This is a genomic window from Rhizobium sp. B230/85 (genome assembly GCF_019355735.1).
GTDB classification, from domain to species: Bacteria; Pseudomonadota; Alphaproteobacteria; order Rhizobiales; family Rhizobiaceae; genus Rhizobium; species Rhizobium rhododendri.
The window spans coordinates 210,400-226,706 of sequence record NZ_CP072159.1; the positions used below are offsets into that span (position 1 = coordinate 210,400).

Sequence of the window (16,307 nt, forward strand, 5' to 3'; positions counted from 1 at the left end):
AGGCCGCCCGAACCCGCCGCGCTGTCCCATGCGACCTCAAATAACCCTCCAGATTCACAAATCAGCGCGAATATGATTCACGCATTGGATGGATCGTTTTGTGCTGACAGACGCCCAATGGGCGAAGATAGAACCGCATTGTCTGGGTAAGCCGACGGACCCGGGACGTAGCGGGCGCAACAACCGGCTATTCATCGAGGCCGTGCTTTGGATCGTGCGTACCGGCAGCCCTTGGCGCGACCTTCCGGCTGCGTTCGGCAATTGGAGCACTGCGTTCCGGCGGTTTCGTGACTGGCGGGAAGCCGATGTCTTTAAACGGATATTTGATGCCCTCTCTGATGAGCCGAACATGGAATACGCCATGGTGGATGCCACCATCGTCAAGGTCCACCGACACGGTCAGGGCGCAAAAGGGGGACTCAGAGCCAGGCCATTGGTCGCTCAAAAGGCGGGATGACAACCAAAATCCTGGCACTGACCGATGCCTTAGGCAATCTGGTCCGGTTCGAATTGCTGCCGGGCCATCGCTTCGACACGGTCGGCGTCGCGCCGCTCATCGATGGCATCGAGTTCGGTGCGCTACTTGCCGACAAGGCTTTCGATAGCAACAACATTGTGGCCGATCTCAACGAACGCGGTGCGAAGATCGTGATCTCACAACATCCACGCCGATCGGTGCCTCTCCAAATCGACACTGAGATTTACAAATGGCGACACCTGATCGAAAACTTCTTCTGCAAGCTCAAAGAGTTCAAACGTATCGCCATGAGAGCCTGTAAAACGGACCAGAGCTTTAACAGGTCGCGGAAATAGCGCCGATTTTTCCGCCGATCCTGGCTAGACGGCTCGAAGACAGGCCGTGATGAGGCTTTTTCAGCGGCCGTTGTCGGCCCATTTTGTCGTCATCCGCCTGGTTCGGCGGATTCCGGGCGCGATTAGGCTGTCGCCAGCAGCTTTGGCAGCCTCACCAGATTATAAGCGGTGGCTGTCAGTGTGAACATCCAGCCGACGCGATCCTTTCCACGATGGCGGGTCTTACGCATTCCGCCGCTGGTCTTGGCCCAAGCGAACACTTCCTCGATACGCTTGCGAATGCGCTGACTGACAGCGTAGCCAGGGTGATGGGTGGTGCGACCGTCGATGGCCGAGCGTCGGTTCGTCGTGTTTTGGGCGACGTGTGGCGTCACCTTTGCGTCCCGCAAGGCAGCAACGAAATCGGCCGTATCGTAGGCTTTGTCTGCAGCCAATGTGATGCGATGACGACCATCCATGCGGCCCACCATATCCAGTGCCGCCTCGCGCTCGGCGGTTCCGGTCGCATGGGTCAGCGTGGCGTCAACAACCAAACCATTGCGGTTTTCCATGGTGACGTGGCCCATGTGGCAAAGCCTGGCCGCCTGGCCACGGGCCTTCTTATAAAGCCTGGCGTCCGGGTCGGTGGTCGATGCGTGGGTTGCGTTGCTGCGCTTCTCGCCGTGGAAATCGCGCTCAGAGTTGCGGCCTTTGGCTTCTGGCGGCTGTTTCTCTTCAGCGCCAGAGCCGCTGCCGTCGGTGTCGCCACCATCTGTGTCGTCCTTGGGCTTGAAGCTCTTCATGCTGGCCCAGGCTTCGATCAAGGTGCCGTCCACCGAGAAGTGGTCGTCTGACAGCAATGCTTTCACCCGCGGCTGGCTCAGCAACGCGGCCAGAAACTTGGCGGCGATATCGCCAGCCAAGAGCCGCTCACGGTTCTTGGTGAACACGGTGACGTCCCAGATCGGCGCGTCCATCGACAAGCCGACGAACCAGCGGAACAGCAGATTGTAGTCCATCTGCTCCATGAGCTGACGCTCCGAGCGGATCGTGTAAAAGGCCTGCAACAACAGAGCGCGCAGCAGCTTCTCCGGCGGGATCGACGGACGGCCGATCGCTGAATACATCGCCTCGAAATCCGGCGACAAAACTTCCAGCGCCTCGTCTACAATCGCGCGGATCGCCCGCAGCGGATGGCTTGTCGGAACCCGGGCTTCGCAGCTCACATAAGAAAACAAACCCGCCGTCTGGATATCATTACCGCGCATGTCCTGCTCCTGCCGACCAATCACTCAGGCATGGAATCATGGCAGTCCGTTCACAGCAAGGGCCTTTTTCCGCATCCTGTTAAGGCGATGATCTATCTGGCCGCGGCTGTGATCAACTCACGATGAATCCCCACAAGCCCTAGTCAAAGGGAAAATTCATGACACGTTATGTCATCGCGTTCACCGCGGCCGCTGCTCTAACCGCTATCGCCGCCGTACCGGCCTTCCCGCAGGTCGTAATCTACGATGGCGAGCCTTCAGATCCCTACTCGGTCGACGGGAACACGGAATCCAACTTTCTAGATTCTTGGAACCGCCATCATGACGATCAGAACCGCTGGTTCGGCCAACAGTCTAGCTTTGGACCGGGTGACGTCATCACGTTGCTTGAAGGTCTCGGCTACCGAGTGAGGAATGTCCAGGATGTCGGCAAACGTTATCTGGTCAAGGCAACCCGTGGCGGCGACAACCTGCTTGTGAGCGTATCGCGGTCTGGCGATATCATGGGTGTTGTGCACGACCAGAGATAAAAGTGATACCGGATTTCGCACGGTGAAGAGCTCACTCGCATATTGATTCCAGGGTCATAGCGTGGCAGTTCTGATTTCCAAACGGCTCGAAGCTCAGATGCGTCCTAACTTCGAAACGTTTGAAGGGCGCTGATCCGATGAGCGTGACTTGGGCTTGCATGGGCAATAAATTAAGGGCGCCATCTATTGATAGATTTAGAGTTTTACGCGTAAGGACGAGGGAACCCGATGACACATGCAACGGACGCCATTGCCCAACCGCCACCTATGAATCCACGCATCCGGCGCATGCTCACAGATCCGATCCTGCCCATGCTTGTTCGCCTAGCCTGGCCAAACGTCCTTATCATGCTGGTACAGGCGTCGACTGGGCTCATAGAGACTTGGTGGCTATCCCATCTGGGTACCGATGTACTCGCCGGAATGGCGCTCGTGTTCCCTGCAGTCATGCTGATGCAGATGATGTCTGCCGGTGCATTCGGCGGAGCAATTTCGTCAGGGATTGCGCGAGCGCTCGGCGGAGGTCGAAACGCGGACGCAAATCAACTTGCGACCCACGCCATTATCATCAACGTCGCTCTCGGCATTATTTTTTCGGCAATTATGCTAGGCTCAGGACCTATTAAATAGCTTGCGGGGTTTCCTCGGTTCTGATTCACTGGGATCGAACGGAGGGACCGCCATGAGTGATTTGATGTTTTTGTCAGACGCGCAAATGCGCCGTATCGAGCCTTATTTTCCGCTATCGCATGGCGTTCCGCGCGTGGATGACAGGCGTGTCTTGAGCGGCATCATCTTCGTTCTGCGCAATGGGTTGCGATGGCGTGACGCTCCCAAAGAGTATGGGCCGCACAAGACGATCTACAACCGCTTCATCCGGTGGAGCAGGCTCGGGGTGTTCAATCGCATACTGGCCGAACTGACAGCAAAGCGGGGCATGCCTGAGCAATTGATGATCGACGCGACCCATTTGAAAGCCCATCGCACCGCAGCCAGCCTGCTAAAAAAGGGGATGTTCCCCGACGTATCGGACGCACCAAAGGCGGGTTGAACTCCAAGCTGCATGCTGTTTGCGATGGTCACGGTCGGCCACCGATCCTGCTTTTGAGCGAAGGGCAGATGAGCGACTACAAAGGTGCCGCGCGGATGCTGCATGCTTTTCCCAAGGCAAAGACGCTTCTTGCCGACAAGGGATATGACGCCGACTGGTTTCGAGACGCCTTGGCGCAACGCAAGATAACGGCCTGCATTCCATCACGGGCAAACCGCAAGGTGCCGATCCCGCACGATCCAGCGCTCTACAAAAAGCGGCACAAGATCGAAAACATGTTCGGCAGGCTCAAGGACTGGAGGCGAATTCACACCCGATACGACCGTTGCGCTCACACCTTCTTCTCAAGCATATGCATCGCGGCCGCCGTTATCTTCTGGCTCTGATTTAACGCGTCCTGAGCCTAGCGTGGCTTCGTCACGTCCTCATTGAGCTGCCTCAGCACCCCGCAGACGCAGATCTTGGCGACCTATTGCCCTTCAACTTTACTCAAGCCAAAGCGGCCTGAACGCCCCGACGCTTACAACGCAGAGCGGCACGGTCAGCACAAAACGTCAACGCGCGTAGAAAAGAGCGCTTACACCTGTTCCAACTCCCCCGCCACGACATCCCCTCAAGCCATCATCGCGAATTGCATTCAGCGGCGATGAGCCTGTGGACAAAAATCGCCTGAGCATGACCGATGAACTCGGCCGGCCTCACGGTCTACCTTCGTGGTCGTTAAATTGACGATGCCGGCATCTAATTGCAAGCTTGCTCGGACGGATACCAAAGATCGGCGGCTGGACAGTCAATGATCAGAACGATTTGGTTGCGCCTTTTCGGACTTATAAAGGTTAACAAAACATGAAAATGGCATCGCTCAAGGAATAGTTGCGGCCTCTGCGGAAGTTTGCGACAAGCGCAGTATGGTTTCGGCACAGACAAATGCAAGCATGGCATCTTACAGCATAGAGTTACAACCTCAGATTGATCCGCTTTTCTTTATCGAACAAAGCCATGAATGCACGAATGCACGAATGCACGAATGCACGAATGCACGAATGCACGATTTAAACATCAATATATATCCTGCCAATCCACTATTAAGATGGCACACACGAAAACATGCGTAAACCTACCACCTGCCGACCGGGCAAACGATCCAAGTTCCCGTGTTCCGATTTCCAACCTTCTGCCTTTACGCGGTGAGCTCCACCCCGTGCAATGCGGGAGATGGGGCACAGGAGCCAGTCCCATCTCAGGTCTCTTCGAGAACGCGGCATTCAGGATAGACGAGCCTTGTGACGGAGTGTCTGCCTCTTAGCAACTTTGCCAAAGCAAGAAGGCAAGCAAAATCAGCATACGCAATTGGCAAGGCCAACAACCGTGCACTCAATGTGCGGTCAAATATCCACACCGGGACTTCGAGCAACCGGCATGACGTCGAACCCGATAGGCTACAGCGGAACACGGTAGACCCCTTGTCCACCAGTCCATGGATGCGGACGAGCCGCCCAGACCAGGGGTGCCACAGATATAAAAGCTCCCGAACCTCGGTCCCGTGGGTGTTCCGTCGCCCTGTTGTACAACTCACGACGTCCACATTCATCGCTTGACCGGCAGACGCTGGATCAGGCTTACTTCAACGCGCTGATCCCAATGAAGGCCGCAGCGTAAAAACGGCGGAAATCCGCTTAGCGATCGTCGCAAACTGTCTCGACGAACCGCGCCAGCTCTTATACGGGTTCTCACTGATCAAAACTCATTTGCCCACTCTCTGCGTCCGATGGACATGATGCGCCAAGGCTGGCTTTCGAGCTTTCGCCAGGCATCGCAGCAGTGAGCGACGATGTCTTCGTACGACTTAAAGATGCGGTTCGAGGGCCAGTTCTCGCGCATGAATAGCCAGAGGTTTTCGACCGGGTTCAGCTCGGGTGATTTCGGCGGGAGTGGCAGGATGGTGATGTTTTCAGGCACGACGAGATTGTTGGACATGTGCCAGCCTGCTTGATCCATGATGAGGACGGCGTGGGCATCCTCGTCGACATGGCGGGCGATTTCAGCCAGGTGCTGCGTCATCGCGTGGGTGTCGCACCACGGCATGATGAGAGCTGCCGCTTTATCGAGCTTGGGGCAGATCGCACCGAAGATATAGGCCGACCTTGTGCGTTGATCATGTGGCGCGGATGGCCTCGTTCCGCGCTTGGCCCAGCGGCGCGTGATCTTGTTCTTCTGCCCGATCCGGGCTTCGTCCTTACATGAGAGTTCGCGCGTCAACCGTTATCTTGCCATGTTTTTCCACCCTCCAATTCCAGACAATCATTGCGAGTTTGGGGCGGCGCTGTGCGGCAGCCTTGGCTGCGTAACCTTACATGCGGTCGGGTTCAACGTGGAACCTGTAACCATAATGCCTCATGCACGAGGCAAGCCCCATTGAGCACGACCAACCTGAAACGCGGTTTTTTAGACCAGTGAGGAAGACGGTCGTGCTCCTCGCACAGCCAGCAAATGCTGGCTGTGATTTCTATGCTGCTCGGAGAACGGCTCCGGCCGGGATTTCGCCGCTCTCAGTATAGCGCCAGAGCGCGATCAGAAGCTTGCGTGCCATCGCGACGATCGCGATGCGGCGGGCTCGCCCTTTCAAATTGCCGACCCTCTGGTGGAACCACGAACTGAGGTCACTTTTCGGCTGATACCGCAGCCAAAGCCAAGCTGCCTGGACCAATGTCTTTCGCGCTCGAGCATTGCCTGCTCGACCGATGCGCCGGTCTCTATCGACATTGCCACTTTGATGCGGCATGGGCGCAAGGCCGACGTAACTCGCCAACTGTTTTCTATTTCCAAAATGGCGATAGAAGACCTCGCGTGTCAGCACCGCTGCGAAGTTGTCACCAATGCCATAAATCTCGCTTAGAGCGGTCACCTTCGTGGTGATCGCATCGCCTGACGTAGCCGTCAGGTGTTCATCGCGCTCGTTGTCAAGCTCGCTGATCAGCTCACGGACAAGGACCAGGCGGCGACGTAATCGGTTCAACTCCGAAGTAAGATGTTGTGGCAGCTTGCGTCCGTCGCCGGTCTCAAGAAGCGCCATGTCTCGCTCCCAGCTGCGCAGTGATGGCCGTGCGCGGATACCCTGGGTGAAAAGGAGAGCTGATATGCGATTTTCGATCCGAGTTCGCTCCTGCACGAGATAATCTCGCTCTCGATGCACCCGTTTGCCATCCTCCTCATCAGGGGTTGGTACGCGCACCATGCTGCATATCTGGCTATCTCCTGCGATGTAGGCGGCGAGAACACGCAACATTCCTTCGGCATCCAGACGATCGGTCTTTGCTCGTTTCGCCCTTCGATTTACCAGAATGCTCGTTGGCTCCACCACAAATGTCGGAATATCTTGCGCCATCAGTAGACGATGAAGCCAAAATCCATCACGTCCCGCCTCGAAGCAAACCGCAATGGGCGACAGGGTACCTTGCTCCTGTCCGCTTGCCCGCAGCCCATTCAATAACCGCAGTAGCGTCGCGGTATCGCCAGCACTGACGCGGTGCATCTGGCTGCTCCGGGCACCCGCCTCGCGAGTGCCAACAAGCCACAGGGAGTTACTGAGTTCGAGAGCAACGAGGATAGTATCACTGGTAAATGACATGATCGGCTCCTTAGTTTGTGGACGCCGCATTATGACCTGGAGGTCAGCTGGTGTCCGCCCTCATAGCATCTGAAACCAAATCTCTAGGCGCTTTCCTTGGGCCGATCCGGCGGCAATTTCTGCCACTGCGGCGGGGAAGTTTTTTCAAACTCCTCAATGGCTTGAGGGTCCTGCTCATGATGCTTCGGTCGCGCAGCCAGCTTGCGATAACCAAGGGCACGCACCTCCCGGCTCAGCGTCTGTTGGCTCACCGAGACACGAAAATCTTCCCAGAGCCATTGGGCCAGATCACACAGCCGCCAGCGCACGACCCCGTCGAGATAGGGTGTCGGACCCCGCTCAATGGCCTTCGCCAGTGCGGCCCGCTGAACATCGTTCAACCGTGACCGGGGTCCTGGGGCCTTGCCATCGATCAGCCCCTCGGGGCCATTGGCATTGAACCGCAGTACCCAGTCGCGCACGATCTGCAGCGTCACATTGCCCAGCCGCGCCGCATCCGAGCGTGAGCCTCCCTCATAGATCGCGGCGAGTGCCAAAAGACGACGCGCTTGAGCAGCATGCTTGCTCTGGCGGGCCAGACGCCGAAGACCTTGAGCGTCAAAATCTGCACGTAATGAAATCGCTGCTCCCATCGCAAACCTCCAGTTTGCACCACAGATTCAGATGGGGTGGTTGCCGCCCTCCCAAAACGGCATCGCAATGTGCCAAGATGTGGTGTTGTGACCACTTAGCGGAAAGGACGGCAACCGTTATGAACGATACGATGATTGGCGTGGATTTGGCAAAGAATGTCTTTCAACTGCACGGTGCTTCGATGAGCGGGCAAGTCAGGTTTCGAAAGAAGCTGTCACGGCAGAACTTTTCCAAGTTCATGGCGGAACACCCACCGGCGTTGGTGGTGATGGAGGCCTGCGGCAGCGCGCATTACTGGGCACGTGAGATGGTTAGGCTTGGCCACGAAGTGAAGCTGATCGCGGCGCAATATGTACGGCCGTTCGTCAAGCGACAGAAAAACGATGCGACGGACGCGGAGGCTATCGTAATTGCGGCCCAGCGACCGGAAATGCGCTTCGTGGAGCCAAAATCCGCGGATCAGCAGAGCCGAGCGATTCTGTTTCGGGCTCGAGAACGCCTCGTCCATCAGCGCACAGAACTGATCAACGCGCTGAGAGCATGCCTTTATGAATATGGCCATGTTGTTCCTCAAGGTCGTAACCACTTCAAGCGTATTGAAGAGATTTTGGACGGGCAAAACAGCGACTTGCCTGTGTTGATGCTTGAAGAATGCCGCGACTTGTTGAAACAGATCGCTGAGAAGACGGCTCGCATCGATGAACGGACCGCAAAGATCAAGGCATTGTCGGCTGAAGCTGACACGGCGCGGCGCTTGCAGACCATTCCTGGCGTTGGCCCTTTGACAGCCCTGGCGATCGAAGCCTTTGCTCCGCAAATGGAGAACTTCCGGCGTGGCCGTGACTTCGCCGCATGGCTCGGCCTTGTGCCACGTCAGTTCTCGTCGGGCGGCAAACAACGACTGGGACGCATTTCCAAGTCAGGGCAGTCTGATATCCGCAGGCTGCTGATTATTGGGGCAATGACACGCCTGAACTGGCTGGGCCGGAAATCCATACCCGAAGGATCGTGGTTGGCGCGCATGCTCGCGCGAAAGCCCCGAATGTTGGTCGCGATCGCACTGGCCAACAAGATGGCGCGCACGGTCTGGGCATTGCTGACAAAACATGAGGATTATCGAGTTCCGGCACAGGCGCCAACAACATGATGAAGGTGTTGTAGGTAGCCTAATGTCGGAAAAAGGGGTGTGAGAAGGCGACGACCCGAATGGGCAAATGATCGAAAAGATCTGGATCGGGAAAACCAGCCTTGAATCATGAGCAGAAGAGCTCGGGATTCAGATTTGGACCCGACCCGCAGATCACCATACCGGCCAGCGGCTTCTGTAAACGCCGTATCTACAGGCCTCACAGAAGACCGCACTCGATCACATGACCTTCGGTTCAAAGACTTCTTGCATCACGGGCGGCAACCACAGAAGATTCATCACCTTTTGGGAAGCCCAAGAGTCGAAATCAGCGAGGGCGCGTATTACGTTAATGGAAGGCTCTTAAGATAATCGAAAATCAAATTAAGACAGAAATATAATTAGTGTTTATCGATTAAAATCGAAATATATTTTTAATTACGCGTATTGCGTATTTATTACTGCACGGCAGGTAGTTGATACAAGGTGAAGCGCGGCCATAAGCCGACGCCATAAACAAGAAAGCGATAACAGACACGCGAAACAACATCGCAACAACGGCACCTACCGCTCTACGGAGCGGAGGATTCGGCTTATTTGTACTTAAAAAAAACGGCTCTGGCACATTGATCGCGCACAGCCCTCTTAAACGAAGAGCGCCACGCCACATGCAATGATATCATAACGGACTATGTGGGAGTCATGGGGACGCTCGTGGACCGCGTAGGTCAGCTCGTTTCCTTCCAAGTCCTGCAGCTGCATATTGACAGTATGCACGAAACGATTGCTCGGAAGAATTGCCACATAGTATGAGCAATAAACCTGATCGATGTAAGAGATAACCCCACCGTCTCCGAGTCCTCTTAAGGCTTGACAAACTGCCGCGGCAGTGACATTCACCTGAAATGGTGGCAGCGTCGTTGCCCTGACGGCACCACTCGCAGCATTGGAATGCAACTGCTGACCAGCAACGCACATATTCATAGTGGATGCGTTCATGTAGATATAGAGCACCTGTCCCTCAAGGTCGATGTCCTCAGTTCGTGAGTAGACGTACAAATTTCGGCCGTCCACATTGGCTCTGTGTCCACCGCGAATACTACGAGCCGGTTCGCGAAGTGTCCTGTAGAGTGCCACAGCGTTGTCCAGAGCCGTTTCAACCTCGTTCGGATTGTAAAAACCAGTGAGATCTACAGCGTCAGAAAGGCCTGCCATCTTCTTAAGGTGGAGATCGAAATGTACTGAATAATTCGACTATCAAATTTCTGCTGTGGGGAACACCCTTAGCGCGCTTCTATTTATAGAAACGGAAACACCTGATGCCAGCCTGTTAACGCCCGAAATGGGGCGAGGCTTTCTCTCATCCTCACATGGTTCCGTAAATCATTTGCCCCGCGAGAGAATGGCGCGAGTTTCGGCTAAACCACGTGATTAGAGAACCCTACTTGTTTCGCACGAGTCAACCAGCGCACTTATTGCAGCATCACCTCAAAAACACGGTGTGACCCCAACTTTCGCGCCGGTCGGGTCGCATTCATGTGCGCTAAAAGTCTCCTAAGGCGGCAGCCCGACCAATTTGACTTTGCTACTGATAACACAGCTAACGTGGATCTCAGGAAGACGCTTCACGTGTTCGTGCTCGTGGCAGATCTCTCTCAACGAGATATCAAATCATAGAGAAGTGCCGAATCTCTGTTTAAAATATTCCGCCATCTTCGGAATTACATAGTATAATAGTAACGTTAAACATTATCATTATAGCATGCATCGAAGGCTGCGCCACTTTTTATTGTTTGAATGAATTTATCTAATTTCCTTATTTAGGTCACGTTAATTACGCACCGGAACTATTTCGAACGGTTCTGCCGGGACGGAACCTGGCGTCGTATCCATGATGCGCTTTATTGCCGAACGCGGCAGCTTGAGGGGCGCGACGAGCAACCATCATTTGCGATCATCGACAGCCAGTCGGTGAAGACTGGCCCGGACGCCCGTTTTGATATCGGTTATGACGCAGGCAAAAAGATAAAAGGCCGCAAGCGCACATTCTGGTCGATACCTTGGGCATGCTCCTGAAAGCCGAAGTCCACTCAGCAGGAATTCAGTATCGCGACGGAGCGGCACTTGTTTTCAACAGGCTCGCCAACCGGTTTCCATTCATCGAGCAAATCTGCGGCGATGGCGGCTATCAGGGCCCCAAGGTCGAAGAGGCAAGTCCGCGCCCGATGCAAATTGTCAAACGTAACCAGGTCGGTTTCCAGGTGCTCCCAAAGCGATGGATCATCGAGCGAACGCTGGCGTGGCTCGGCACAAACCCCAGAATGGCAAAGGATTTTGAACGTTTCTCAGCCACAAGCCTCGCCTTCATCCAAACCGCAATGATAAAGCTCATGACCAGAAGGCTCGCTCGCTACCCGCTTTCTTGAATGGACTCTAAAGTCATCAAAGGCTGCAAAAAGCCTGCCACAATATGAAAATCTTGGACCACGTGGCGGCTACGAGTCCCAAAAATATGTCCAACTTCAATACCTTAAATCACCCGATGGGATACTTCAACAAGTTCTCTCATTTCGTGGACAAACCTACCAACAAATACAGGAGTGGGCATTACCGACAATAAATCTTGTCAGGTTTTCCTAATGTCACGGGTGGCGACGGCACAAACTTACAACAACTCATAATTCAACCTTGCGTGGCAACGCTGACTTCGCTTTGCATTTTAAATGAGAACATTAGTGAGTTGCCGTCTGGTCTGGCCCGTGGAAAAATGGGCTTAGATCATTCATCAGGCGCCTATCCGCACGAAGGGTGTTGTTTTGCAAATTTACCAATTTTTGCAAACTATGGAACGCCATGACGTCACTACCTGAAGAAGCATGAGCGGCCCTTTGGTCAACAACCTACGCAAGTAAACAACTGGTTCGGTTGTATGCCATGGAAGAAGCTACGGTGTATATAGCGTCCGATTCATAGGCTCTTGGATCATGGCAGGCTTCTCTGCCGTCGCCAGCGGCGCTGCGGATCTGGCCTAGGCTTACATCTTTGGCCGTAACTAGTCCTAACGAGCCGATTAACTAGCCTATTTGCTAAGTAGGATATTCTGTCTGAACATCTATCCGGCCCTTACTCGTTTCATCAGGCGCACATGATAACAGAATTTCTTTCATTAAACATTTAATTAGATTACATATTATTAATATCCGAAACATCGTATCAAGTACTGATTTATTGAAAATAGTAAATTTTGACCAAAGGTCATACAATACATTTTGGCGACGGTGAGCAGCGAATATCTTTAAGGCTAGCACGGGCACTAAGCCGCGCACTTCTTAAATTTTCACATTGCTCCATACGCGACAACAGGATACAAAGTCTCTGAGTCATGGCATCTTGCGAAGTAGGGAACAGGCTGCCTCAGATGCAAAAAGTAGGTGCTTGGGAATATAGCGACGTAGTAGGTCGCAGTGCTGTCTGATGATTTCACCACATTTGGCGCATTGGCAACAAATGTTATCTCCCGTTTCGCTGCGAGTTTGAAATATCCGTCCTCGATTTGGGATATCAGTTCGGCTCCTCCGTACCTATATAGAAGTGGCTTGTTGGTGGAGATTTTCTCACCAGAATTCAAAACCGGGAACTGACCGTGGTCGGTGATAAAGTTCTGCTTTGCCCAAGCTAGATCGTGGGAAGCCGAAGGAATGTCTGTGAAGTTCATCGTGGTTTTTTTCTTGTAAGGGTATATCGCAGTTTTTTCTGGTTAAATAGGCATCCTAGCGTAATAAGCGCCCGAATTTCCGCATTACGCAATAGTTTTTAAAACTTGGCCCACGACCCCGGGCAGAGAATTCAAGTTAATGCCTTAAGATTTTTTTGTATAAACTCGGTTCTCCAAGCACGTCTGACTTCTCGGCATAACTCTTCCCGAGACCTCAATATCTTACCCACCACTTTATAGACCAATCCCTAATTCAAATTTGCGAATTTGCAGTAAAACAACAAATTCGCCGCAGATGGCGCATATCCAATGTGGCTGAAAGCTCCGACCTGGATCGCATCGACAACCCTTCGGCGTACTAAACATCATATGCATCACACTTACGCAAAGGCACGACTTGCTTTCGGTTCACTCCGAAATATATTACGTCAATCTATCGCTGTTTACTTTAGCACCGAAAGCCAACCATTGTCATGGTCCCACATTTCAGTCGGCATCACGAGGGTAAATTTATCAACCCGAAAGCGTTAACAGTTATTCAAGTGATCTCCTTGACAACGGCGATGAAAGTGTCGCGCCTCTTTTTCAAAAAGCTTGAAAGGAGTTCAGATTCATCAAATCCATCTGCTCTGCATCTATATCCCGTAAATTGCGGGCACGGGCAACTAACACGGTCTTCACTGACGAAAGTGACTTCAGATCACACATTTCAATCTTGTTTGGACAAAGCAGTCATTTAAAAAGACAATTTCCATTCCGCACATCGACATAATTGGGACACTTGCTTAGGCACTTCGGCAGGAGATTCGCGAGGCATTTACACGTCATAGCTAATAAATGGTTCGGGTCTAATAGGCAATCGATTTGAGGACTGAATGGAGATAAGACACTGGATATCGATAATACTTTTATCAATTTAAAAATTAATATTGTGATCTTCTCGTAATATGCCACAGGACGCCAATACGTGTAGTAAGTAAAAAATGGACATATTTTATGATCGAATGGGATCTGTCTCGAGTTTTCAGCGTGTCCTCAGTCCTTCGACGCCATTATCTATCAGCAGCGCCATTCAACGGGATACAGAATTACTGTCTATAAATTAAATATATTATTTTCCAAAATAATATATGCTTAAACATTTATTTTTATGGCAGTCATAATTTTATGCGAGATACGATAACATAAACTCCCGTCAGGAGAATTAATCGAATATATATTTTTTTATAAACTCAATGATATTGATTTGTATTTATAACTAAGCATCCTAATAAAACTTTTCCCAGATTTCATTAATATTAGTCTCCACAGAACAGGAATAGCTTTTCACAATTTCCCATTCTGACGCCGATGCTCCATCGCTCCTCTTGTCTTTTTATGGCCGAGATACTTTTGTTCATTTGAAGGGTCTATAGAGAAAAGTGGCACGTTCCAAAGGCAAAAATTGGATAATGGCTCAGATCACCAATTTGGACCTCTCTTGCCTGCACTTCGTGATCTTCATGCTCCTCATAGATCTGCGTGTCCTCGTCTTCATCATCCTCTCCTTCCTCCGTGTAGTTTCCGTGCCTAGAGTAGAAGCCGTAGCTTTCACCATTAATGCGTTCTGTTCCGAATCGCACAAAAACTGAGCTCGTAAAAATTGCCAAAAAGGAAGTATTTGCCTGTGGGCCGTTGTAGTAATTGACCAGCCCGCCTTGATCGCAACGCTCCTGCAGTATGTGGTTCAACTGTTGAGAGCTTAAAAGCCACGGCGGAATTTGGGTAGCCACAGCCCCACAGTTAGAGGAACTGGAAGGGAGGAAGCGATTGAATGCACAGGCCATGGCAGTAGCTTGATTAACATAAACAAAAGTGATGGCTTGATTGGTCAAAATATATTCATCATCGAACTCATTTGGGTTTTCACTGGAACGATTGAAATACACAATATCAGTGAGCATAGCCCTGAAATCTGTACGTGCCTGCTCTAGACGAACTTTCAGTTCGGCCTCTCCGGAGATAAGAGAAAAATCACGAACTGCCCAACTTGAGACTGCCATAGCTAGAAAACCTTCTAGCGAGTTTATTATGCTTAAATCGGAGTGGAATAGCAAACCCTTATATCTATATGCGGATGTTATCACGTCATGGGTGACGTCCACCTTAAGGCCGTTTGCACCGATTTAATTGACTAAGACTTCCAAGCCAACCTTTTTTAAGCAAATTTTTTGATATGTAATCAACAGTATATCTTATATGATAAAACTTGGAATTACTGCACGAACGATAACATATTGTTGAAATTCCAATAATGGTGGCGAAAACAGATTAACGATGTCTTGCTACCTATGATGGCGACGACACGCTTACGTCGCTCTTGGGAAGCCAACGTATAGTGACCACTGATCCAGACCAACACGAAACCGACATCGTATACCCTCCCGTCAAACAACAGAAGTGAATCATGATTTTGAGGCAGACGCAACTGTAGTACTAAATCACCCAAGCTGAACCTGGTTGAAAATCTCTGGCTCTTCATGCGCGAGAATGGGCCCATGGGCTCTGATCAATTAGGACGCGTATAAGTGAATCTTTGAGCGGATTCTCCATTCAACAGCCACACTTTAGCTAGCTGAGCCTGCCCCACCTTCCAGGCAAACAATATGGAATTTTTAGAGCGACAATATTTTTATTGTCTATTCGCTCAATTGAGAATTAAGACATTTAAATGAAGACTAATACTTAATTTCAAATATATTATTTCAGAGTAAAATGTTATCGACTGCAATTATAAATCTCACTTGTGCACTACTGCTTCAAATCCCAGTTTTGACGAAAATATTATATTATATATAGCGTATATCCCTCTTATTGTTGACACGAACTTTTCATTTTTCAAATTATGGGATAACTAGCACTGCTCTATCGGGACTATCGGCAGTCCGTATTGTATCGCACATCCAATTATAAAAGCGCCTTTAATTCGCGCGGATTAATTCTACGGCTATATTTCATTCAGATCTATGATGTTTTCACTGTATTCACGATCGGCATCGACATAGGTGTCTGGGATTTCCAACGTTTGTCGTATCGCATTCTGTTCGGCCGCATTGTGTTAGCTAAATATGCACCTTCTAAAAGTCCCCTACTCATGAATACACCTGTTATTGCATTTATCCTCCACAATCGCATTTTGTCGGGCTTAGCCATCTGCATCCTTAATTGATGCGGCAACGTTTAACCGGGGGTACGCATATGTGCCTTAAGGAAATGCGTCATTCCTACGTTTCATTTGAGCGGCACGTAAAGTATCGCACGCTTCGTACGTAACCTGCCTTCATGAGCAATATGCCTTTAGGATATTGTTAGCGTAAGGGCTGCGACCTTCTTTATGGTTGCTTCACGTTGTTCTTCGAGAATATTGTGTGCTTAAGCCCCAGGGAAATACGCTCTATAAATTGATCTTCAACCACGTTTTTATCGTATGCGGCGTCCACGCCCCATTGATTTTTCAGTTGCAGCGGCTTGATGGTATTGCCTTTGGGTCCGGATGTGAGCTCACCGACGAGTATCTGACGAGCT

The 16,307-nt window shown here is 51.5% G+C and carries 11 protein-coding genes and 2 pseudogenes; 6 read left to right on the top strand and 7 right to left on the bottom strand.

Going from position 1 to position 16,307, the window contains the following annotated elements; translation table 11 throughout:
- Positions 1-88 precede the first annotated feature (88 nt).
- A protein-coding gene (locus tag J5289_RS27665) for an IS5 family transposase (protein ID WP_219276673.1) occupies positions 89-813 on the top strand; the annotation gives its coding sequence in 2 pieces (ribosomal slippage) (positions 89-419 and positions 419-813; 726 coding nt in all).
- A 122-nt stretch (positions 814-935) separates the two neighbouring features.
- On the opposite strand, the gene J5289_RS27670 is transcribed toward J5289_RS27665, so the two are convergent.
- The gene (locus tag J5289_RS27670) at positions 936-2,060 is read right to left on the bottom strand and encodes an IS5 family transposase (RefSeq protein ID WP_209208106.1); all 1,125 of its coding nucleotides are present in this window, start codon (positions 2,058-2,060) and stop codon (positions 936-938) included.
- Positions 2,061-2,218: 158 nt separating this feature from the next.
- Between J5289_RS27670 and J5289_RS27675 the strand changes: the two genes are divergently transcribed.
- The 3 genes from J5289_RS27675 (at position 2,219) to J5289_RS27685 (ending at position 4,027) form a co-directional block, all read left to right on the top strand.
- The gene (locus J5289_RS27675) at positions 2,219-2,590 is read left to right on the top strand and encodes a hypothetical protein (RefSeq protein ID WP_209207940.1); all 372 of its coding nucleotides are present in this window, start codon (positions 2,219-2,221) and stop codon (positions 2,588-2,590) included.
- Between the two features lie 228 nt (positions 2,591-2,818).
- Positions 2,819-3,220 (top strand): MATE family efflux transporter, encoded by a 402-nt coding sequence (locus tag J5289_RS27680; RefSeq protein ID WP_247750841.1) that lies wholly within the window; start codon positions 2,819-2,821, stop codon positions 3,218-3,220.
- Between the two features lie 52 nt (positions 3,221-3,272).
- Positions 3,273-4,027, top strand: a protein-coding gene (locus tag J5289_RS27685) for an IS5 family transposase (protein WP_111219454.1) whose coding sequence is annotated in 2 segments (ribosomal slippage) — positions 3,273-3,606 and positions 3,606-4,027 — 756 coding nt in all. Because the reading frame shifts where the segments join, the coding sequence is not laid out codon by codon here.
- A 1,351-nt stretch (positions 4,028-5,378) separates the two neighbouring features.
- Here J5289_RS27685 and J5289_RS27700 read toward each other — a convergent pair.
- The 3 genes and pseudogenes from J5289_RS27700 to J5289_RS27710 form a co-directional block, all read right to left on the bottom strand.
- Positions 5,379-5,891: pseudogene (locus J5289_RS27700) on the bottom strand (IS630 family transposase); the annotation flags it as partial.
- A gap of 256 nt (positions 5,892-6,147) precedes the next feature.
- Positions 6,148-7,269, bottom strand: coding sequence for an IS110 family transposase (locus J5289_RS27705; protein ID WP_219276675.1), 1,122 nt, complete (start codon positions 7,267-7,269; stop codon positions 6,148-6,150).
- 72 nt (positions 7,270-7,341) lie between these two features.
- Positions 7,342-7,901: pseudogene (locus tag J5289_RS27710) on the bottom strand (transposase); the annotation flags it as partial.
- A gap of 119 nt (positions 7,902-8,020) precedes the next feature.
- Between J5289_RS27710 and J5289_RS27715 the strand changes: the two are divergent.
- A complete protein-coding gene (locus J5289_RS27715; protein ID WP_209208108.1) occupies positions 8,021-9,049 on the top strand; it encodes an IS110 family transposase in 1,029 nt (342 codons plus the stop codon).
- Between the two features lie 624 nt (positions 9,050-9,673).
- Here the strand turns inward: J5289_RS27715 and J5289_RS27720 are convergent.
- The gene (locus J5289_RS27720) at positions 9,674-10,243 is read right to left on the bottom strand and encodes a RolB family protein (protein WP_209207356.1); all 570 of its coding nucleotides are present in this window, start codon (positions 10,241-10,243) and stop codon (positions 9,674-9,676) included.
- Between the two features lie 851 nt (positions 10,244-11,094).
- Between J5289_RS27720 and J5289_RS27725 the strand changes: the two genes are divergently transcribed.
- Positions 11,095-11,454 carry a transposase gene (locus J5289_RS27725; RefSeq protein ID WP_209207355.1) on the top strand — a complete coding sequence of 120 codons (360 nt, stop codon included), beginning with the start codon at positions 11,095-11,097 and terminating at the stop codon, positions 11,452-11,454.
- A gap of 911 nt (positions 11,455-12,365) precedes the next feature.
- Here J5289_RS27725 and J5289_RS27730 read toward each other — a convergent pair.
- Both J5289_RS27730 and J5289_RS27735 read right to left on the bottom strand, forming a co-directional pair.
- Positions 12,366-12,743 (bottom strand): hypothetical protein, encoded by a 378-nt coding sequence (locus J5289_RS27730; protein WP_111219446.1) that lies wholly within the window; start codon positions 12,741-12,743, stop codon positions 12,366-12,368.
- Between the two features lie 1,409 nt (positions 12,744-14,152).
- Positions 14,153-14,785 carry a RolB family protein gene (locus J5289_RS27735; RefSeq protein WP_209207354.1) on the bottom strand — a complete coding sequence of 211 codons (633 nt, stop codon included), beginning with the start codon at positions 14,783-14,785 and terminating at the stop codon, positions 14,153-14,155.
- Positions 14,786-16,307: the final 1,522 nt, after the last annotated feature.